Genomic DNA, 20,347 nt, shown 5'->3' on the forward strand with positions numbered 1-20,347 from the left:
CCCCGATGGAGGCGGGGAGCGGAACAGATCGTTCCCGTGCCCCGGCGCACGGGGCGCGCGAACACCTCGCCCGAGTGAGGATCCGCGCGCCGTCTACCCGCTGAAGTCGTTCACCAGCACCGCCGCCCCGTCGAAGCGGCCCGCCTTCAGGTCCGTCAGGGCGTCCGCGGCCCGGGAGAGCGGATACACGTGGGTGGTCGCACGCACGCCGTACCGGGCGGCCAGATCGAGGAACTCCCGCGCGTCCTCAAGGGTGTTGGAGGTGACGCTGCGCAACTCCTTCTCGTAGAACAGCTCGTGCTCGTAGTCCAGGGGCGGCGTGTCGCTCAGGTGGATGCCCGCGACCGCGAAAGCCGCCGCGCCGCCTCGCCCCGGGTCAGCACATGCACGGTGGCCCCCTCGGCGAGCGCCACCTGCGCGCACAGATGGGCGCTGCCCCCGAAGCCGTAGAGACCGAGCCGGCCGTCCGGTGGCAGGGAGGAGCGGCGCAGCGCGCGGTAGCCGATGATCCCGGCGCACAGCAGCGGCGCCAGGGCCACGTCGGCCAGGCCCGCCGGGAGCCGGTGGGCGAAGGCGGCCGGTACGGTCGTGTACTCCGCGTAACCGCCGTCCGCGTCCCAGCCGGTGTACTCGGAGCGCGGGCACAGGTTCTCGGCGCCGCGCAGGCAGTACGCGCACGTCCCGTCGGTACGGCGCAGCCACGCGACGCCCACCCGGTCGCCGACCGCGAAACCGCTCACCCCGGCCCCGAACCCGGCCACGCACCGGCTTCTCCACCCGCCTCAGGACGCCCGCCTCGACGGGCCCGGGTCCGGTCACGGCCCACGCGCGCATCGTCCTCGCCTCCGCCACGGGTCCAGTGTGGAACGGAACGCCACGTTCGGCGCGCGTCCCGCGCCCCGGGTGACTAGCGTGAGAATTCGGACAACCCGACCTACCGGAGAGGGCCGCGATCATGGCCGTGCAACCTGAGGGAACCCCCTGTTGGGCCGACGCGATGTTCAGCGACGTGGAGGGAGCCAAGCGCTTCTACGGCGAGGTCCTCGGCTGGACCTTCGGCGACGCGTCGTCGGAGTACGGCAACTACACGCAGGCCTTCGTCGACGACAAGGCGGTGGCGGCCGTCGTACCGCCGATGCCCGGCCAGGACAGCCCGTCGCAGTGGTGCCTGTACCTCGCGTCACCGGACGCGGCGGCCACCGCCACGAAGATCCGCGAGAACGGCGGCCAGGTGCTGATGGAGCCGATGAAGGTCGGCGACTTCGGCACGATGTGCCTGGCCGCCGAGCCCAGCGGCGCCGTCTTCGGCGTCTGGCAGGGCGACATCCACGAGGGCTTCGAGGCCATGGGCGTGCCCGGCGCGTACGCCTGGGCCGAGGTCTTCACCCGCGAGCCCGAGAAGGCGGATCCGTTCTTCGCGGGCGTCTTCCCGTACGCGCAGAAGCAGATGGACGGCGGTGACATGGACTACCGGATGTACGGCCTCGGCGACCAGCCGGTGCTGGGCCGAATGCGGATGGGCGACGAGTTCCCGCCCGAGGTGCCGTCCTACGTCAACGTCTACTTCACCGTCCCCGACTGCGACGAGGCCGTGGCCAAGGCCACCGAACTCGGCGGCATCGTGCGCTTCGGCCCCATGGACAGCCCCTTCGGACGGTTCGCGGCCCTCAGCGATCCGCAGGGCGCCTCGTTCACGGTGATCGACGTGACCACGACCCAGGGCGAGATGCCCACGAGCACGGACGTCTGACCGGCGCGGTCGCTCACGCCCCGCCGTCCGCCCACCGGGCGGGGGCGTGCGGGGCGTGTCGCACGGCCATGGCATGATCGGGCGCATGCGTGAACGTGTGGTGGCCGCGTGCGACGGGGCTTCGAAGGGGAATCCCGGGCCGGCGGCCTGGGCCTGGGTCGTGTCGGACGACGAGGAGAGCCCGGCCCGCTGGGAGGCGGGGCCGCTCGGCAAGGCCACCAACAACGTCGCCGAACTCACCGCGCTGGAGCGCCTGTTGACGGCGACCGCACCGGACGTACCGCTGGAGATCCGCATGGACTCGCAGTACGCCATGAAGGCGGTCACCACCTGGCTGCCCGGCTGGAAGCGCAACGGCTGGAAGACCTCCGGCGGAAAGCCCGTCGCCAACCAGGAACTGGTCGTCCGCATCGACGAACTCCTCGGCGGCCGGTCGGTCGAGTTCCGCTACGTCCCCGCCCACCAGGTCGACGGCGACCCGCTGAACGACTTCGCCGACCGCGCGGCCAGCCATGCGGCCATCGTCCAGGAGCCCGCGGGCAGCGACCTCGGCTCCCCGGAACCGCCCCCCTCGCCCGACACCCCGAAGAAGCCCGCCCGCACGGGCGCCGCCAAGTCGGCCCGGAAGAGCGCCGGTTCGGCCGCCCGCACCATCAAGGCCAAGTTCCCCGGCCGCTGCCTGTGCGGTCGCGCGTACGCGGCGGGCGAGCCCATCAGCAAGAACGGCAAGGGCTGGGGCCACCCGGAGTGCCGCACGGCCGAGGCGTAGCCCTCCGGCCCGGCCCGCGGTGAGACCGGGTCCGCCGCGACGGACCCGCCCGCCCGCTCTCCCGTCACGCTCACCCCCTGAGGGAGCCCGTCAACGACGCGCCTCGTGCACTCGGGCGGTCGTGGCTTTCGCACGCCCCCGGCCTGCTACTCTGCGGTGCTAATTGACCACTTTGAGTAATCTCCAGGGGTGTGCGCGTGAAGGTCGCCTGTGTCGGAGGCGGGCCCGCCGGCCTGTATCTCTCGATCCTGCTGAAGCGTCAGGACCCGTCCCACGACATCACCGTCTACGAACGCAACCCCGAGGGCTCGACCTACGGCTGGGGCGTGACGTACTGGAGCGGACTGCTCGACCAACTCCGGGAGTACGACCCGGAGTCGGCGCAGGCCGTCGACGAGCACTCGGTGCGCTGGAGCGACGGCGTCGCCCGCGTCCGGGATCTGACGACCGTTCAGCCCGGCGACGAGGGCCACGGCATCGGCCGCCACCGCCTCCTCAAGATCCTCGCCGAACGGGCCCGGAACCTGGGCGTACGGCTGGAGTTCGAACGCGACGTCACGGCCGAGGACCTGCCCGACGCCGATCTGGTCGTCGCCGCCGACGGCGTCAACAGCGTGCTGCGAAGCCGCCACGCGGACCACTTCGGCGCGGAGCTCACACCCGGCCGCAACCAGTACATCTGGCTCGGCACCAGCAAGGTCTTCGGCTCCTTCACCTTCGCCTTCGTCGAGACCGACCACGGCTGGATCTGGTGCTACGGCTACGCCTTCGGCCCCGAGGGCAGCACCTGCGTCATCGAGTGCGCCCCCGAGACCTGGACCGGCCTCGGCCTGGACACCGCGCCCGAGGCCGACGGACTCGCCCTGCTGGAGAAGCTCTTCGCCGACCTCCTCGACGGCCACTCCCTGATCGGCCGCGCCTCCGCCGACGGCAGCGCCCAGTGGCTCACCTTCCGCACGCTGACCAACCGCACCTGGCACCGCGGCAACCTCGTCCTGCTCGGCGACGCCGCCCACACCACCCACTACTCCATCGGCGCCGGCACCACCCTCGCCCTGGAGGACGCCATCGCCCTCGCCGACGCCCTGCGCGAGCACAGCGCGCTGCCGCAGGCCCTCGCCGCCTACGAACAGCGCCGCAAGGCCGCCCTGCTGTCCATCCAGAGCGCGGCCCGCTACAGCGCCCAGTGGTACGAGAACCTCCACCGCTACATCGACCTGCCCCCGCACCGCATGTTCGCCCTGCTCGGCCAGCGCCACTCGCCGCTGCTGCCGTACGTGCCGCCGCAGGTGTACTACGGCATCGACAAGGCCGCGGGACGGCTGGAGGCGCTGCGCCGGTTCAAGCGCTGGCTCGGACCCAAGGTCGCCCGGACCGTGCACGCGCGGGCGCTCGCGACCCGCAAGTAGGCGCCCGGCGGGAGCGACCGAGCCTCCACGAGCACTCCAGGCGAGCTTGGGTGAATGGCTATTCACCGGATAAGGTGAATAGCCATTCACCCTCTTTTCCGCCAGCAGTGGAGTGCGCATGGGCCAGCCCGTCCCGATACCCGAGCCGTCCGGCAGCCTCGCCGGGCGGACCCCCTTCCGGGACCGGCTCACCGTTCCGGTGCTGGCGTTCGGCGGCATCCTCATGGCGGTCATGCAGACCGTGGTCGTCCCGCTGCTGCCGTCACTGCCCCGGCTCACCCACTCCTCCGCGGGCGCCGTCTCCTGGATGGTCACCGCGACCCTCCTCTCCGGCGCCGTCCTCACCCCCGTCCTCGGCCGGGCCGGTGACATGTACGGCAAGCGGCGCGTCCTGACCGGCGCGCTCGCGCTGATGACCCTCGGCTCGGTCATGTGCGCCCTGTCCTCCGACATCCGCGTGCTGATCCTCGCCCGCGCCCTCCAGGGCGCCGCCGCGGCCGTCGTCCCCCTCTCGATCAGCATCCTGCGCGACGAGCTTCCCCCCGAACGCCGGGGCAGCGCCGTCGCGTTGATGAGTTCCACCGTCGGCATCGGCGCCGCGCTCGGACTGCCGCTCGCCGCGCTGATCGTGCAGTACGCCGACTGGCACGTCATGTTCTGGGCGACCAGCGCGCTCGGCGCGCTCGGCGTGTGGGCGATCTGGTGGGCGGTGCGCGAGTCGCCCGTCCGTGAACCCGGCCGCTTCGACGTGCTCGGCGCGCTCGGACTCGCCGTAGGACTGGTGTGTCTGCTGCTCGGGGTGTCGCAGGGCGGCCAGTGGGGGTGGGGGAGCGGGCGGATCCTGTCGCTCTTCCTCGCCACCGTCGTCGTGTTCGGACTGTGGTGGTGGCAGCAACTCCGCGTGGAACAGCCCCTGGTGGACCTGCGCCTGGTGTCCAGGCCGCGGGTGGGTCTCTCGCACGTGGCGGCCCTGCTGACCGGCTTCGCGTTCTACGCCAACTCGCTGGTCACCGCGCAGCTGGTGCAGGCGCCCAAGGCCACCGGGTACGGCCTGGGACTGTCCATCGTGCAGACCGGGCTGTGCCTGCTGCCCGGCGGCGTCACCATGCTGCTGCTCTCGCCCGTCTCGGCCCGGATCTCCGCGGCCCGCGGACCGCGCGTCACGCTCGCCCTCGGCGCGGCGATCATCGCGCTCGGCTACGTGGTGCGCATCGCCGACAGCCGGGACCTGTGGACGATCATCCTCGGCGCGACCGTCGTCGCCACCGGCACCACCTTCGCGTACTCGGCACTGCCCACCCTCATCCTGCGCGCCGTCCCGGCCGGCCAGACCGCGTCCGCGAACGGCGTCAACGTCCTGATGCGCACCATCGGCCAGGCCACCTCCAGTGCCGTGGTCGCCGCCGTGCTGGTCCACCACACCAGCCTCGTCGGCGGCCTCCCGCTGCCCACGCTGCACGGCTACCTGATGGCGTTCGGCATGGCCGCGGTCGTCGCCCTGGTGGCCGGCGCGGCGGCCCTGACCATCCCGGGCGACCCCGCCCCCGACGACACGCGGCGCGCCCCGGAGCGCGCCGAGGGCGCGCGGGACGAGGCGCTGGAGGGAGCATGAGTGCCGTGAGCACCACTCCACCCAACCCAGCCACCGCGCCCCCGCCCGCCCGCCGGGACGCCGAGGCGACCAAGGCGGCCATCCTCAGGGCCGCCCGCTACCTCCTCGCGCGCAACGCGCACGCCGACATCACCCTCAAGGCCGTCGCCGAACGCGCCGGTGTCAGCGCGCCGTTGATCCTCAAGTACTTCGGCAACAAGGACGCCCTCTTCGCCCGCGTCATGTCCTTCGAGACCGACGTGGCCGACCTGCTGGACGCCCCGCTCGACGGACTCGGCCGCCACATGGTCCGGCACGTCCTGGTCAGCCAGCGCGAGCGGGGCGCCGACCCGCTGCTGCGGATCGCGTTCGCGCCGATCCAGGGCGACCACGGCGACATCCTGCGCGTCAACTTCCGCGCCCAGGTGATCGACCGCCTCACCGAGCGGCTCCCCGGCCCCGACCCCGCCCTGTGCGCCGAACTCGCCGTCGCGACCATCCTCGGCCTCGGCGTCATGTACGGCATAGCCCGCGGCACCCGGCTGCGCGCGACCGCCATCGACACCATCGCGGAGCGCTACGGACCCACCGTGCAGGCCCACTTGACGCCCCGCTGACCCAGGGCCCGTCCGGCGGATCCGGTCGCCGGACACGCCCTAGCGCACCCGGCGCCGTGCAGCCCGTGCGCGCCGGTACTGCCGGGCCAGGACCCCGAGGCCGGCGAGGACCGCCGGGTCCGCCCCGCGCCCGATGAGCCGTCCGCCCACACGCCGTACCGCGCGCAGCCGCAGTTCCTGGACGGCGATCAGGGCGTCGAGGAACGGGCGGTGCTCGGTGGCGACCAGACCGGGCAGCGTGCGGCCCTCCGGGAGCGTGGCCTCGGCGAGGTCGGCCTGTTCGCGCACCAGCCGCTCCAGCGCGGGCACGGCGGCCTCGGACCGGCTGCGCAGATCCTCGAACTTCAGCCCGTGCCGGACCAGTTCGTCCTCCGGGATGCCGATACGGCCGTCCCCGGCGTCCTCCGCGAGATCGGCCAGGAAGTCGGTGCGCTGGAGTCCCTCGATCAGCGCCCGGCACCCCCGGACGTACGGATCGTCGGGTCCCGCGTCCGGATCGGGCGCGAGCAGCGACGCGGTGAGCATCAGGGCGGGCAGCGCGTAACTGTCCACGTACGCCTGGAAGTCGGCCTCCGTCGCGAAGCCGGTCCACTGCGCCTCGACCGTGGCGCCGTCGAGGAACGCCCGCACCCTGGCGGCCAGGAAGGGGTGCCGGAGCACGGTGTCCCGGAGCGCCAACAGGGTGTCGTCGGAGGGGAGTTCACTCCCGTCGAGGGCCGTCGCGGTCTCGGCGTCCCAGGTGGCGAGCACCGTCGTACGGACGTCCACGGCGCCGGTGTCGATCAGTTCGTCGGTCGCGTGCATGTAGGCCACCGCGGCGACGGCCGGCGGATGCAGTTCCGGCGGCAACAGCAGCCGTACCGCCGCGTATTCGTGCGGCGCGAACCTGCGGACGAGCCGGCGCTGGGCGTCGTAGGCGCGCCGCAGCCGCGGGTCGGTGACACCCGCCGTCCTCAGGGCGGTGGACCAGCGGGTCACGGCTCTCCTCGTCCGTCCGTCCTCGTCCGTCGGACACGGCGAGTGACCTCGGAAGCCTAGTCGGGGCGGGATACGGCGCCGGTGTCCGGCCGGGCGGGGCGTTGACACATGCCTATATGGGCATACGATGGGGACATGGCACGAGCGGCGACGACCTCGGACGCGTTCAACGCGATCGCCGAACCGCAGCGCAGGGAGATCCTGGTGCTGCTGAGGTCCGGCGAGCGACCGGTGACCGACCTGGCGCGCGACCTCGGGATGACCCAGCCGCAGGCGTCCAAACACCTGCGGGTCCTCCGGGAGGTCGGACTCGTCACGGTCCGCGAGGCGGGCAGACAGCGGCTGTACGGCCTGGACGCGAGCGGGCTGCGCCCGGTCCACGCATGGGTCGGCGGCTTCGAGCGGTTCTGGAACGAGAGCTTCGGCCGGCTGGACGACTACGTCCAGGAGCTGAAGCGGGACAGACAGGAAGGACCACACGATGACGACGACAGGTAGCGGCGGCGAGGCCGCGGACGTGACCGCGGACCGCGAGGTCGTGATCTCCCGGGTGATCGACGCCCCGCGGGAGCTGGTGTTCGAGGCGTTCACCCAGGTCGGGCATCTGTCCCGGTGGTGGGGACCGAAGGGCTTCACCACCACGACCAGGTCCTTCGCGTTTCGCGTCGGAGGTGCATGGGACTTCGTGATGCACGGGCCGGACGGCACCGACTACCAGGAGTGGATCACCTGGCGGGAGATCGTCCCGCCGGAGCGGATCGCGCTGCTGCACGGCGAGCACCGCGACGACCCGAACTCCTTCGAGTCGTCCCTGACCTTCGAACCGGCCGGCGAGCGGACCCGGATCGTGATGCGCACGCTGTTCCGCACGAAGGAACTCCGCGACGAGGCCGTGGAGAAGTACCACGCCGTCGAGGGCGGCGAGCAGACGCTGGACAACCTGGCGGGCTACGTCGCCGACCTCGCCCGAAGCGGGTTCACGCCAGGAGGAGTCGAGGACTGATGGCCGGCAAGGTGTTCTTCAGCGTGACGATGTCGCTCGACGGCTTCATGGCACCGGAGGACGTGCCCTTCGAGGACGTCTTCTCGCCCGAGGGCCAGAGCGATCCGAGGGTCCGGCGCTGGCTGGCCAAGTGGTCGGAGCTCCAGGCGTGGGTGTTCCCGCTCCGCTTCTTCCGGGAGAACCTGAGACTCGGCGAGGGCGGCGAGGAGGGCACCGACAACGACATCGCCCGGGCGACCTTCGAGCGCACCGGCGCGAGCGTCATGGGCCGTCGCATGTTCGACGCCGGTGAGCTGTCCTGGCCGGAGGAAGCGCCGTTCCACACCCCGGTGTTCGTCGTCACCCACACCGCGCGCGACCCGTGGGAGCGGCCCGGCGGCACCACCTTCCACTTCGTCGACGACGGCATCGAGAGCGCCCTGGACCGGGCCCGGGAGGCCGCCGGAGACCGGGACGTGCGGATCGCCGGCGGCGCCGAGACCATCCAGCGGTACCTGGACGCGGGCCTGGTCGACGAGTTCTCGCTCACGCTCGCGCCCGTACTGTTCGGCACCGGCATCCGCCTCTTCGACCACGTGGACCCCGACCGGCTCACCCTGACCCAGTCCCGCTCGGAGGCCTCGTCCCGGGTGACCCACCTGACCTGTGCGACCGCGAAGCGCTAGCCGAACAGCCGGTCCAGGAAGGCGTTCCCGAACACCCCGTGCGGGTCGAGCCGGTCGAAGGTGCCCGCGGCCCACCCCCACACCGCCTCCCCGAACGACCCCGGGATCACCGTGCCGAGCACCTCCTCGTCGCTCCACCCGGCCCGCTCCGTGTAGGCCCAGCCCTTCGACCACTCGACCCGGGCCAACGCGTCCGTGCCGTCGTACGAGCGCAGCAGGAACCGCTCCAACTCCCGCAGGAACTCCTCCGCATGGGGCGTCCCGGGCAGTGTCAGGACGTCCAGCCACACCGCCGTGTCCCACTCGGGGTGCTCGCTGCTCGGGCGCAGCGCGGAGAGCAACGGCGGCCGGGCGCCGGGCAGTTCGGTGTCGGCGGGGCGGTCGAGGCCGGTCACCCGGATCTCCACGGTGCCGTTGACGGGGAACCGGCGGAGCGCGGCGTACGCGGCCAGCCGCTTCCTGTAGAAGGCGGTGAACTCATGGACCACGCGCTGCACTTGGGCCCGGCTGGTCAGCACCGCGTACCCGTTCGCGGTCTCCCGCAGGGTCGTCGGCCTGACGTACAGCAGCGTGTTCTTCGACGGCCCCCAGATGTCCGCCGACAACGTCGCCGTCAACCCGGCCGCGGCGGCCGTGAGTTGGGCGTTGCCGAGCACCGGCGCCAGATACCACGCCGCGTCGGACACGATCCGCCCGGCGAGATCCGCGACGACCGTCGGCACGTTGTCGGAGAACGGATAGTTGTACGGCGACGAGACGTGCCGCGAGGCCGGCGGGCGGGTCGGCTCCACGCTCCACACCTTCAGCCAGGGGAACTCGGTGAACGCGAACCAGATCGCCTCCGCCCGCCCCGACGCGTCCAGGAAGCTCGCGAAGGTCCGCCCGCCGGACCCGGGCGCCGCGAACAACTCGCCGGCCGGGATGTCCGTGCGGCTCACACACCGCAGGTTCGTGTCGGCCCCGACCCGCAGCACAACCTCGGTGACCAGCGCCCGCCCCAGATGCGTGAGCAGCGCCGCGCAGTCCGCCTCGTCGCGCGTGTAGGTCCGCAGCACGTACGCGCCCGTGTCCGCGTCCCACACCACCGCCGTCAGCTCCAGCACCAGATTGCTGAGCGAACCGAACGTGTGCCCGGCCGTCCGCTCCTCGCCGTGCGCCGGTACGGCCGTGCCGTGCGCGTCGACGGCCAGGGCGCCGCCGAGCGTCAGATCACCCGGGGCGGGCGAGGCGGTGAGGCCGAGGCCGTGGCCCTCCAGAAAGGTGAGCAGGGCCTCCAGGGTGACGCCGGTGGAGGCGCGGACGGCCGAACGGGAGTCCAGCGCCAGGCCGGTGAGGTGCGGGGCGGTGTCGACCAGCAGCACCGGCGCGTCGGACGCCGTACCGGCCTCGATCGTCAGGGGTGACCAGCCGTGCGAGGAGCCGCGCGGACGGACCCGCCGGCCGTGCCGCCAGGCCCAGTTGACGACGGACAGCACCTGGTCGGCGTCGGCCGGGGCGCAGGCCCACAGCCCGTCGGCGGTGATCTCGCCGACCCAGTTCCGGTACGCCGAGCGGTACAGGCCCACCTCGGCCGGGAAGTCGGGCAGTTCGGCCGCGGCGACGGCCGGGTCGGTCGCCAGGACGACGGGTGCGACGGGTGCGACGGACAGCGCCGCCGCGGAGCGGAGGAAGCCCCGACGGGTCCAGGGAGCGGAACTTCCGTTCCCTGACAGGAGGTTGTTCACCACATGATCGGTCACGCGCACACGCTAGGTCGGCGTTGACACGAGTAGGCAGCCTGTCGAACCGGTTCACCCGTCCGAGTGAAGGATGCGCGGGGCGCGGCCGGGGGAGCCCGATCCGCGCATGTCGGTGATCGATGACAGACTGGCCCCATGGACGAACGTGTAATCGGCAGGTCGAATCAGCAGCTCTCCGTCGTCGGTCTCGGCACCTGGCAGCTGGGCGCCGACTGGGGAGACGTCGACGACAAGGAAGCCCTCGCCGTGCTGGAGGCGGCGGCGGAGTCGGGGGTCACCTTCTTCGACACGGCCGACGTGTACGGCGACGGACGCAGCGAGCAGACCATCGCCACGTTCCTGAGCGGCCGCCCCGACCTGCACGTCCTGGTCGCCACGAAGATGGGCCGCCGCGTCGACCAGATCCCCGAGAACTACGTCCTGGACAACTTCCGCGCGTGGAACGACCGTTCGCGCCGCAACCTGGGCGTCGACCGCATCGACCTCGTGCAGCTGCACTGCCCGCCGACGCCCGTCTACTCCTCGGACGAGGTGTTCGACGCGCTCGACACCCTGGTCGCCGAAGAGCGCATCGCCCGGTACGGCGTCAGCGTCGAGACCTGCGAGGAAGCCCTCACGGCGATCGCCCGGCCGAACGTGACGAGCGTGCAGATCATCCTCAACGCCTTCCGCATGAAGCCCCTGCTCCAGGTGCTCCCGGCCGCCCAGGCTGCGGGCGTCGGCATCATCGCGCGCGTGCCGCTCGCCTCCGGCCTGCTCTCCGGCAAGTACACCAAGGACACGGTGTTCCCGGAGAACGACCACCGCACCTACAACCGGCACGGCGAGGCCTTCGACCAGGGCGAGACCTTCTCCGGCGTCGACTACACGACCGGTGTCGAGGCCGCCGCCGAGTTCTCCGCGCTCGCCCCCGAGGGATACACCCCGGCCCAGCTCGCCCTGCGCTGGATCATCGACCAGCCCGGTGTCACCTCGGTCATCCCCGGCGCCCGCTCACCCGAACAGGCCCGCGCCAACGCGTCCGCCGCGAAGCTGCCCGCGCTGTCCCCGGACACGCTCACCGCGATCCGGGACCTCTACGACCGCCGGATCAAGGAGCAGGTCGAGGGCCGCTGGTAGGCCGCGGCTCCGCCTGAAGGAGCAGCACGGCCGTGTGCCGTGGCCGGTGTCCGGGCGGTCATCCGGTACCCGCTGTGCTGGTTCGTGCCGCCGACACGGGCACGGCAGCGGGATACGACCCGATGACCCCCAGCCGCGCCAGCTGCCGGTCGTGCACCCGGCTCAGCACCAGCACCGAGACCGTGGCCCCGATCAGCGCGCAGAACATGTCCCACTGCGTGTCCCACACATCGCCCTGAGTGGCCAGGAACGCGTCCGCGCCGTGTCCGCCGATCACGGCCGCCGCCCACTCGAACAGCTCGAACAGGGCGCTGAAGGCGAGACACGCGCACACCGTGAGCGGCGCCAGCCAGCGGCTGCCGCGCAGCGGCGAGGTCCGGGAGAGCACCTCCCGTACCAGGACCGCGGGTACGAAGCCCTGCATGAGGTGGCCGAGACGGTCGTAGGGATTGCGGCTGAGACCGAACGTGTCACGGACCCAGTCGCCCGCCGGTACCTCCGCGTACGTGTAGTGGCCGCCCACCGCGAGGACCAGCGCGTGGACCGCGAGCAGGCAGCACAGCAGGCCGGTCAGGGGGAAGCGGCGCCAGGTCAGGACGACCGCCGGGAGACCGACGACGACCCACACCGTCTCCAGGAACCAGGTCGTGCGGTCGTGCGGATGCCAGGCCGAGACGGCCATGCCGGCGACCACCAGCGCGGCCATGACGGCCGGCAGCCGTCGCCGGGAAGCAGGAACGGACACGATGGGGCTCCCTTGTCGTGAGGAGCCCCATCGTGTCCGACGGCCCGACGCGCTGCATGAGTACGGCTACTCAGCCGGGGCGGTGCTCCTGCGCAGCGCGCTGAGGCAGCTGTCGATGGCCTGCTGGAGTTCTTCGAGGCGCTGGACCATGTCGTCCTCGTAGAAGTCCTGGGCGTCGTCGAAGGTCAGCTCCTCGAACGCCTTCGTGGCCTTCTGGAGGCTGCTGTAGAACTTGGTCCGCTTCTCCTGGACCCGCAGTTCGGGGTCGGCCTCGACCGCCTCGACGACCAGGTTCTTCATCGTGTCGTAGGCCTCGGTGGCCCACTCGCCGCTGTCCTCGCCGTCCTCCAGCTCGTCGAGGAGGGACAGGTGCCGCTCGGCCTCCTGGCGCAGGTCGACGGGCGCGTCGACGGTCTGGCCCGCGGGCGTCTTGATCTGGCCCGACTCGGCGATCTGCCGCACGTACCCGATGCGGTCCGCCGAGCGGCTCTCCGTCGCCACGGCCTTCTTCAGGTCGTCCGTGCGGACGACGTCCCGGGCCAGCTCGGACTGCAGCTCGGGGTCCTCGCGGACGCGGTCCAGCAGGGCCTGGCGGGCCGCCCGCGCGGTGGAGGGGTCGGCGAGGATCGCGGCGCGCAGCGCGGTCGGGTTCTCCGCGACCTCCAGCGCCTTGGTGGGACGGATGCCCTCGGCCTCGGCGGCCTCGGTGATGGCGGTGCCGCGCTCGGACGTGGCGCTGGAGCGGGAGACGTAGTAGGTCAACCACACGTCGGCGTCCGGGAGTTCGACCTCCTGGCCGGGGGCCAGCTCCTCGAAGTGCGGGACGAGACCGTCGTCCGCGGCCCGGTCCCAGGCCTTGTAGTAGCGCATCACGCGCTCGGGGGAGCAGTCGGCGAGTTCGGCGAATTCCTTCGCGGACACCTTCGGCGTCTCGTCCGCGCTCTGCCCGCCGGGCCGGACGCTGCGCGCCACCTTGAGGCCGAACGCCCAGCCGCCGGTGCGGGCATAGGCTCCGAACTCGTGCGCGTCCCGGGCGACGAGGCCGGCGTCGTCGAGGGCGGTGAAAGACGTCTCGGCCTGGTCGATCACTACGGTCAAGGCGGACTCTCCTGGGCTTGTGATGAGGCTCGGTGCGAACACGCAGCCTATATCCACCCATTGCCGCTGGTTTGAGCGCCCGGCCCTCGCGTCGTCGCCGGCGCCGTCAGTTCGATTACCGCCGGAACGTCGTGAAGAAGGTCTGCAGGGCCTGGCGGTTGGCGGTGTCGTTCCACGCGTCGGCGGGCGTGGTCCACCGTAGCGAGAAACTGCGCCCGCCGCCGATCAGGAAGCCACGCCCGAGCGTGCGCACCCGGTCGTCGCCCGTCCCGGAGAACCACTCCAGGTCGGCTGCCTTGTCGCCCTGGAACGTCGTCGCCCTGATGTCGCCGATCTGCTGGAAGCCCTCGGTCTCCTTGAGCCCGGGAAGGACGTCGTCCCGCCAGACGGCCACCGGGTCCGGGCCCGCCTGTGTGCTGTACGTCACGGCCAGCGTGCGGGGGTCGCCGGTGGCGCCGAAGGTGACCCGGTAGGCGCCGGACGCCTCCTGGGTCTCCACCACCTTCCAGCCCGTGGGCAGCGCGACGGAGAAGCCCTGCGAGGCCTTGAACACCCGGAAACCGGCGGGCAGCGCGGAGGTCGCGGAAGGGGAGGAAGGCGAGGACGACGCGTCGGCCGAGGGCGAGGCGGACGCGGAGGCGGGAGGCACGGCGGGGGAGGAGGGCGAGGGGGTCGCGGACGGGGAGTCCGCGTGACCGTCGACGCTGTCGCCCGGCGTGCCGACCGCGGCCGAGGCGGACGGCGGCGGCGACGGAGAGGTGGCCGCCGAGGTCTCGGTGCCGGGGAGCTGATGGGTCGCGGCGAGGACGGCGACCGTGACGGTGCCGACGGCGAGGGCGGTCCCGGCGGCCATGCCCCGCCCGCTCCAGGTGGTGCCCGCGCCGAGTACGGCGTAGTAGGCGCGCCGCAGCAGGTGCGGCGGGACCGGCTCGCGGTCGGCGTACGGGTCGTCGGTGAGGATGCGGGTGAGGGACTCGCGGACCACCGGGCGGGTCAGCCGCTCGCGGGAGTTCTTGCGCAGCAGCCCCTGCACGATCTGCGCCAGCGGCCCGGCCCGCGACGGGCCGCGCATCGGGAGCCGGTCCACGCCTTTCAGCGTCGCCTCCGGACGGCCCCGGTCGCGGAACGGCGGGTGCCCCTCGACCAGGGTGTAGAGGATCGCGCCGAGCGCCCACAGGTCGGCGGCGGGGCCGATGCGTTCATCACGTGCCTGTTCCGGCGAGGCGTACGACGGGGCGGTGATGCGCGGGGCGAGGGTGGCGCCCGCGAGTCCGAAGCCGGTGAGGACGACCCCGCCCTGGTCGCGCACGAAGACCTGGCCGGGGCTGAGTTCGCCGTGGGTGATGCCCTCGCTGTGCGCGGCCTCCAGGATGTCGAGCAGTTCGAGTCCGATGCGGGCGGCCCGTACGTAGTGGAACGTGCCCTGCTGGGCGAGGAGTTGGCCGAGCGGGGTGCCGTCGATCCAGTCGGTGACGGTCCACAGGGTGCCGCCGTCCTCGACGGCGTCGACGACCGGGGCGACCCGGGTGGGGGCGAGCAGGACCATGGTCTCGGTGGTGCGCAGGACACCGGCGGCGGTCCGTCCGGTGCCCTCCCCTTCCGGGGCGGAGGGCAGGGTCACCTGCGTGAGGAGGCAGGGGCGTTCGGCGATCGTGTCCTCGCCGTACCAGGAGACCTGGTTGGTCTCGCTGTGCGCGACCTCCATGGGCCGGTATCTGCCGGCCACCAACTCGTCTGCGGAGACGTGCGTCTCGACCATGGCCATCCCTCGCTGAACCCCTGGTTCTCACCTTTCACAGAAGTACGGCGGATGTGGCGGGCTGCGTTCAAAGGAAGCCCCATTCCCCGGTGTTTTCTGCCTTTTATTCAACGGCGGTGAGCGGGTGTGCGAGAAAGGGCGGTCGCGAGGAGCTCCCAGGTCGCCGCTCGTGTCCCGGCCCGGCGGAATTCGCCACGGAGGTGTCCGTGGCGGAATGCCAGCGGTGGACCTGGTGGTAACCAGCGGTAAACGGCGACCCGAAGACGTCCAATGCACCAGTGTTTGTCGACAACTTCGTCGTGATTCTCGTCAACGATTCGATCGCCGAAGTCAATTGACAGGAAGTCAGCGCAGTCCGAACTCGTCCGACCAGCCCGCGATGTCCCCGACGGTCGCGTTGCCCCCGCACACCACGAGGCCGAGCCGGGCGCTGTCGCCGACCCGCTCCAGCACCTGCCGGGCCGCGGGCAGCAGACAGCCCGCCGCGGGTTCGGTCCACACCTTCGCGTGCTCGGCGAGATCGAGACACCCGCGCACGGCCTCCCGGTCGGGGACGGTCAGCACCTCGGTGACGAGGGCCGACACATGGTCGTACGTCAGCTGCGACACGCTCGGTGCGCTGAGCGTGGTCACGATCGACGACGGCGTCACCGGCACGGGTCCGCCCGCCGCGAGCGCCTCGGTCATGGCCACGGCACCCTCGGTCTCCACGCCCCAGACCCGGACGCCGGGGCGCCGGGCGTGCAGGGCGGCGGCGATCCCGGCGATCAGGCCACCGCCGCCGATGCTGACCAGGACGTCGGTGAGGTCACCGGCGTCCTCCGCGAACTCCAGGCCCACCGTGCCCTGCCCGGCGATCACCACCGGGTCGTCGAACGGGTGGACCAGCGTCAGCCCCTCGTCCCGCAACAGCTTCACCAGCGCGAACGCGCTCGGCATGTCCTCGGTCAGCCGCAGCGACGCGCCCGTCGCCTGTACCAGCGCGATGGACCGCGCCGGTGCCGAACGGGGCATGACCACCGTCGCCTTCACGTCGAGCGCCGCCGCCATGACCGCGAGCGCGATCCCGTGGTTGCCGCCGCTGACCGCCACCACTCCGGCGGCCAGCTCGCCCTCGCTCAGCGACAGCAGTTTCGCCGTCGCCCCGCGCGCCTTGAACGAACCCGTGCGCTGCAACAGCTCCAGCTTGGTCGTGACCGGCACCCCGAGCAGCTCCGAGAGACCGAAGCTCCCCACGGTGGGTGTGCGTACGACGTGTCCGGCGATCCGCTCGGCGGCGGCTTCGATGTCCGAGATGCCGATCAAGGCAGTCATCCTCTCGGCACGGGGACTGGTGAGCCGTGCCGCATCGACCCTGACCTGCGAGGGACGCGCAGGTCAACACGTTTCGGACCCGGATCCGGCCCTGGACCCGGACCCGTAGCCGGAAGCGGACGGCGAGGCCGTGCGACCGCCCGCCGGTGCCTCAGTGCTGCTGCGCCTTCTGCGGGGTCTCCTCGCTCGGTCGCACGACGACGAACCCCTCGCCCTGGAGCATGAGTTGGACGGCCTCGCCGGAGCCGCCGCGCAGCATCGAGCCGATGGACTGGGAGCGGTGCAGCGAGGTCTGGAGGTGGGCCGACCAGCCGACCACCGCGTCCGTGTCGACGAACACCGGGTACTGCGGCGAGACGGGTATCACCAGCGGATTGCCCTCACAGACCAGACCCAGCTTGCCCTGCCCGGTGAAGACGCTGTTGAAGAGGCCGCCGCCCGCGATGCCGGAGCCCTTCACCGTCTTGATCGAGTACGACAGCGAGGCGTCGAAGCACAGGACGTTCCGGCCGTTCACGGTGAACTCGTCACCGGGGTCGATCTCGACCACGAAGCAGTTCTGCGCCTCGTGCGCGAACCACGCCTCGCCCTGGCCGCGCACCGCCATCAACGGCAGCCCCTCACCGGTGACCGCGCGCTTGAGCATGCCGCCCACGCCCTGGCCCTTGCGTTCGAACTGGAGGCTGCCGCGGTAGGCGATCATCGCCCCCTGGCGGGCGAGCATCTCGCCGTTGACCGCGTATCTGATGCATTTGGCGTTCTCTACGGTCATGCCCGGCGCGGTGGCCGGCTGCACCATGTGCTCACTGGAAAACAGATCACCCTTCATGCGGGCATCCTGACCCGGAAGATCTCATTCCGCCAAGATCGGGGGCGGGTTGATCGTCCCGCGCGGTCAGGCACCGAAGAGTTGCGTCCAGTACGTGCCCATCTGTCCACCGCCCGCGAAGCCGATGCCTATGTGGGTGAAGTCCGGCTTCAGGATGTTGGCGCGGTGGCCGGGGCTGTTCATCCAGCCCTCCACCACCTCGGCGGGGGAGCGCTGACCGCAGGCGATGTTCTCGCCGATGGTGCGTCGGCGCGCGCCCGCCGCCGCGGCCCGGTCCCAGGGCTGGGAGCCGTCGGGGGAGGTGTGCGAGTAGAAGGCGCGGGCCACCATGTCGCTGCTGTGCCCCTGCGCGGCGGCGCCGAGCAGCGGGTCCGCGGCGAGCGCGCGCAGCCCGGCCCTCGCGCGCTCCGCGTTGGTCAGCCGGGCCACCTCCTCCGCCGTGTTGGCGAGGCCGTCCGCGGTGAGCGGCCGGGCCCACAGCGCCGTCCAGTAGACGTCACCGGAACGGGGATCGGCGGCCTGCGCGAGTCCCGCGTGCGTGAAGCCCCGCTCCAGCAGCGTCTGCCGGGGCTGCTCGGTGCGCAGGCAGTAGTCGACGAACTCGGCGGGGGTGCGCGGACCGGAGACCAGGTGCTCGCCGACGGTGAGGTACGGGTAACCGGCGCGCAGGACCCGCTGGTACACGGACGTGCCGTCGCGGCCCTCGGCGCTGAGCCGTCCGGCGGCGGCCAGGTCGGAGGCGTGCGCCTGCGCGGCGGAGAGGAGCCGGGGGTCGAGGGAGACGGGCGGTGAACCGGCGCCGGCGCGGGCCGAGTTGACCAGGGTGAGGAAGCCGGTGGGGTCGGACGCGGGGGAGGCCGGGGCCGGGCGGGGGAGCGGGCGGGTCGAGGACGCGGACACCGGGGGCGATGGCACGGACATCGGTCGTGAGGGCGCGGGCTCGGCGTCTTCCATGACGTCCACGCCGAAGTCCCGCGCGATGCCCGCGAGCCCGTCGGCGTACCCCTGCCCCAGTGCGCGAAGTTTCCAGCCGGTGCCGCGTCGGTACAGCTCGGCGAGGAGGAGGACGGTCTCCTGCTGGGGGCGTGGTGGGGTGAAGCGGGCGAGGGAGCGCCCCGCGGTGTCGGCCACGTGGAGGGTCGGTGCGGGCAGGCGGCCCAGGGACGTGCCGGGATCGGCGGGGCTGACGACCACCGTGACCCGCGCGGCGCCGGTGCGCAGCCGGGCCGGGTCGACGGTCAGGGTGTCGCCCTGGAGGCGCGCTCCGGGTGCCGTCGGCTGGTTGTAGAACACGAAGTCCGCGTCGCCGCCGACCTTGCCGCTCTCGTCGGCGATGAGCGCCGACAGGTCGAAGGGGCCGGGCACCCGCAGCGTGAGCGCGCGGCCGGGCAGGGGCAGATTCGCGCCCGCCACCAGCTCGTTCATGCCACCGCCCTCGCTGTTCGTGCCCGGTGGAGCCTCGTCGTCGGGTCAACGTCCCGCCGGGGCGCGAGGGTTCCCGCGTGCGGGGGCGGGGCACGGGCCCCCGCCCCCCGTCCGTGCCCGCTCAGTCCCGGGCGATCCCGGGCGCGATGTCCTCGTGGGCGACGTTCCGTTCGGTGACGAGGGAGCCCCGGCCGGTGAGGGAGGAGTCCTTGACCGGGTTGATCGCCTTGGTGCGTGCGCCGCAGAACGCCGACTCCAGCGTGCGCGCCATCGTGTTCAGGACCGTGCCGTTGTTGGAGGTGTTGGCCAGCGCGGTGAGGCTGCGGCGGCCGTCCTTCGAGGTGAAGGAGTACGTGTAGAAACCCTGGACGGCTCCGGTGTGGCCGAACACCGAGACCCCGCAGGACAGATCGCGGCGCCGCAGCCCGAGGCCGTAGCGCGTGGTGCTGTTGACCGGGGTCCAGCGCTCCATCTGCGCAAGCTGGGCGGCGGAGATAAGCCGGCCGCCGAGCAGGGCGGAGAAGAAGGTGTTCAGGTCGCGGGTGGTGGAGATGACCGCGCCCGCGCTCTGCGCCCAGGAGACCGTCTGGTCGGTGGCGTCGACGAGCTGTGCGCCCGCGCGGTCGGGGGTGAGGTAGCCGTGGGCGTGGCGGCCCGGGATCTTCGTGGCGGGGTGGACGTAGAGGGTGTCGCGCAGTCTCAGTGGCGTGATGATGCGGTCGCGGTACTCGGTGCCCACGGAGTGGCCCGTCAGCTTCTCGATGAGCATCCCGGCGACCACGAAGTTGGTGTTCGAGTACGAGTAGGCGGCGCCCGGTGCGTTGGTGCGCGCGTGCCGCAGGGAGAGCTGGACCAGCTGCCGGTAGGTGAAGACCTTGTCGCGGACGGCCTCGAAGCCGGAGACCGAGTCGGCGAACATCGAGTTCGTGTAGTCGTACAGACCGCTGCGGTGGCTCAGGATGTGGCGCACGGTGATCCGCCCGTCGGGCAGCAGTCCGGGGAGGTAGCGGTCGACCGGGGCGTCGAGGTCCAGCCTGTGCGCGTCGGCCAGTTGGAGCAGGACGACCGCCGAGAACGACTTGGTGATGCTGCCGATGCGGAAGCGGTCGGCGTTGCCGATGGCCCGGCCGGTCCTGCGGTCGTCGACGCCCACGGCGGCCGTGTGGACGGTGCCGTGGTCGTCGATACGGGCGATCGCCCCCGGCGCGCCCTGCTCCGTCAGCGTGCGCAGCACGGCACGGAGACCCGCCATGTCGGGTGCCGGACGTCCCGCCGCGGCGGGACGCGGCGGCGCGACCGCACGGCCGGCGACCGCATGGCCCTTCTTCACGGTGTCCGACCCGTTGTCCGCCGCGTGTGCCGGTACCGCCGCGAGCGTCAGCAGCGCCGCCGCCCACGCCGTGGACCTGCGCACCGTTCTTGAGACCATGCGGTCCTCTCCCGTTTCTCTCTGTCTGCGAGATCGGTCACAGTCACGCGAGGCAACCTTCTCGCGTCCCGTCACATCTCCACAGCTGACGCACAGTTGGTCATCCGT

General features: G+C 72.0%; 20 protein-coding genes. 9 read left to right on the top strand and 11 right to left on the bottom strand.

The window, feature by feature from the left end; translation table 11 throughout:
• Positions 1-93: 93 nt before the first annotated feature.
• Both ACIPTO_RS30045 and ACIPTO_RS30050 read right to left on the bottom strand, forming a co-directional pair.
• Complete coding sequence (locus ACIPTO_RS30045; RefSeq protein ID WP_401197280.1) at positions 94-276, bottom strand: hypothetical protein; 183 nt, start codon at positions 274-276, stop codon at positions 94-96.
• A gap of 50 nt (positions 277-326) precedes the next feature.
• Positions 327-761 (bottom strand): alcohol dehydrogenase catalytic domain-containing protein, encoded by a 435-nt coding sequence (locus tag ACIPTO_RS30050; RefSeq protein ID WP_401197281.1) that lies wholly within the window; start codon positions 759-761, stop codon positions 327-329.
• 194 nt (positions 762-955) lie between these two features.
• Here ACIPTO_RS30050 and ACIPTO_RS30055 point away from each other — a divergent pair, with 194 nt between their 5' ends.
• The 5 genes from ACIPTO_RS30055 to ACIPTO_RS30075 all read left to right on the top strand — a co-directional run bounded on the left by ACIPTO_RS30055 (position 956) and on the right by ACIPTO_RS30075 (position 6,136).
• Positions 956-1,750, top strand: coding sequence for a VOC family protein (locus tag ACIPTO_RS30055; protein WP_401197284.1), 795 nt, complete (start codon positions 956-958; stop codon positions 1,748-1,750).
• Between the two features lie 73 nt (positions 1,751-1,823).
• A complete protein-coding gene (locus ACIPTO_RS30060) occupies positions 1,824-2,519 on the top strand; it encodes a ribonuclease H (RefSeq protein ID WP_401197286.1) in 696 nt (231 codons plus the stop codon).
• A 191-nt stretch (positions 2,520-2,710) separates the two neighbouring features.
• The gene (locus ACIPTO_RS30065; RefSeq protein ID WP_401197289.1) at positions 2,711-3,928 is read left to right on the top strand and encodes an FAD-dependent monooxygenase; all 1,218 of its coding nucleotides are present in this window, start codon (positions 2,711-2,713) and stop codon (positions 3,926-3,928) included.
• A 118-nt stretch (positions 3,929-4,046) separates the two neighbouring features.
• Positions 4,047-5,540: an MFS transporter gene (locus ACIPTO_RS30070; RefSeq protein WP_366325068.1), complete on the top strand. Its 1,494-nt coding sequence runs from the start codon at positions 4,047-4,049 to the stop codon at positions 5,538-5,540.
• Entirely contained in the window at positions 5,537-6,136 is a 600-nt protein-coding gene (locus ACIPTO_RS30075; RefSeq protein ID WP_366325070.1) for a TetR family transcriptional regulator, read from the top strand. Before ACIPTO_RS30070 ends, ACIPTO_RS30075 begins: the two co-directional genes overlap by 4 nt.
• Before the next feature lie 39 nt (positions 6,137-6,175).
• Here the strand turns inward: ACIPTO_RS30075 and ACIPTO_RS30080 are convergent, their stop codons facing one another.
• Complete coding sequence (locus ACIPTO_RS30080) at positions 6,176-7,114, bottom strand: squalene/phytoene synthase family protein (RefSeq protein WP_401197291.1); 939 nt, start codon at positions 7,112-7,114, stop codon at positions 6,176-6,178.
• A 135-nt stretch (positions 7,115-7,249) separates the two neighbouring features.
• Between ACIPTO_RS30080 and ACIPTO_RS30085 the strand changes: the two genes are divergently transcribed.
• Genes ACIPTO_RS30085 through ACIPTO_RS30095 form a run of 3 tightly spaced genes read left to right on the top strand, consistent with a single transcriptional unit; the run spans position 7,250 to position 8,782 of the window.
• On the top strand, positions 7,250-7,612 hold the full coding sequence (locus tag ACIPTO_RS30085; protein WP_401197294.1) for an ArsR/SmtB family transcription factor: 363 nt from the start codon (positions 7,250-7,252) through the stop codon (positions 7,610-7,612).
• Positions 7,596-8,117 (top strand): SRPBCC family protein, encoded by a 522-nt coding sequence (locus tag ACIPTO_RS30090; protein WP_401197297.1) that lies wholly within the window; start codon positions 7,596-7,598, stop codon positions 8,115-8,117. Before ACIPTO_RS30085 ends, ACIPTO_RS30090 begins: the two co-directional genes overlap by 17 nt.
• Positions 8,117-8,782 carry a dihydrofolate reductase family protein gene (locus tag ACIPTO_RS30095; RefSeq protein ID WP_401197299.1) on the top strand — a complete coding sequence of 222 codons (666 nt, stop codon included), beginning with the start codon at positions 8,117-8,119 and terminating at the stop codon, positions 8,780-8,782. Before ACIPTO_RS30090 ends, ACIPTO_RS30095 begins: the two co-directional genes overlap by 1 nt.
• Here ACIPTO_RS30095 and ACIPTO_RS30100 read toward each other — a convergent pair.
• Positions 8,779-10,521, bottom strand: coding sequence for a cholesterol oxidase substrate-binding domain-containing protein (locus ACIPTO_RS30100; RefSeq protein ID WP_401197302.1), 1,743 nt, complete (start codon positions 10,519-10,521; stop codon positions 8,779-8,781). The two genes, ACIPTO_RS30095 and ACIPTO_RS30100, sit on opposite strands and share 4 nt — an antisense overlap.
• Before the next feature lie 135 nt (positions 10,522-10,656).
• Between ACIPTO_RS30100 and ACIPTO_RS30105 the strand changes: the two genes are divergently transcribed.
• Positions 10,657-11,640 carry an aldo/keto reductase gene (locus tag ACIPTO_RS30105; protein WP_401197305.1) on the top strand — a complete coding sequence of 328 codons (984 nt, stop codon included), beginning with the start codon at positions 10,657-10,659 and terminating at the stop codon, positions 11,638-11,640.
• A 58-nt stretch (positions 11,641-11,698) separates the two neighbouring features.
• On the opposite strand, the gene ACIPTO_RS30110 is transcribed toward ACIPTO_RS30105, so the two are convergent.
• The 7 genes from ACIPTO_RS30110 to ACIPTO_RS30140 form a co-directional block, all read right to left on the bottom strand.
• Positions 11,699-12,346 carry a DUF2238 domain-containing protein gene (locus ACIPTO_RS30110; protein WP_401197441.1) on the bottom strand — a complete coding sequence of 216 codons (648 nt, stop codon included), beginning with the start codon at positions 12,344-12,346 and terminating at the stop codon, positions 11,699-11,701.
• Positions 12,347-12,451: 105 nt separating this feature from the next.
• Complete coding sequence (locus ACIPTO_RS30115) at positions 12,452-13,474, bottom strand: hypothetical protein (protein ID WP_401197443.1); 1,023 nt, start codon at positions 13,472-13,474, stop codon at positions 12,452-12,454.
• A 124-nt stretch (positions 13,475-13,598) separates the two neighbouring features.
• Positions 13,599-15,248, bottom strand: coding sequence for a protein kinase (locus tag ACIPTO_RS30120; protein ID WP_401197308.1), 1,650 nt, complete (start codon positions 15,246-15,248; stop codon positions 13,599-13,601).
• Positions 15,249-15,587: 339 nt separating this feature from the next.
• A complete protein-coding gene (locus ACIPTO_RS30125) occupies positions 15,588-16,547 on the bottom strand; it encodes a threonine/serine dehydratase (RefSeq protein WP_401197311.1) in 960 nt (319 codons plus the stop codon).
• A 160-nt stretch (positions 16,548-16,707) separates the two neighbouring features.
• Positions 16,708-17,385, bottom strand: a complete 678-nt coding sequence (locus tag ACIPTO_RS30130) for an AIM24 family protein (RefSeq protein ID WP_366325088.1) — start codon at positions 17,383-17,385, stop codon at positions 16,708-16,710.
• 66 nt (positions 17,386-17,451) lie between these two features.
• Positions 17,452-18,810: a CAP domain-containing protein gene (locus ACIPTO_RS30135; protein ID WP_401197314.1), complete on the bottom strand. Its 1,359-nt coding sequence runs from the start codon at positions 18,808-18,810 to the stop codon at positions 17,452-17,454.
• Positions 18,811-18,931: 121 nt separating this feature from the next.
• Positions 18,932-20,239, bottom strand: a complete 1,308-nt coding sequence (locus ACIPTO_RS30140; RefSeq protein WP_401197317.1) for a serine hydrolase domain-containing protein — start codon at positions 20,237-20,239, stop codon at positions 18,932-18,934.
• Between the last annotated feature and the right edge of the window lie 108 nt (positions 20,240-20,347).

Source organism: Streptomyces sp. NPDC090083, assembly GCF_044747445.1.
GTDB lineage: Bacteria > Actinomycetota > Actinomycetes > Streptomycetales > Streptomycetaceae > Streptomyces.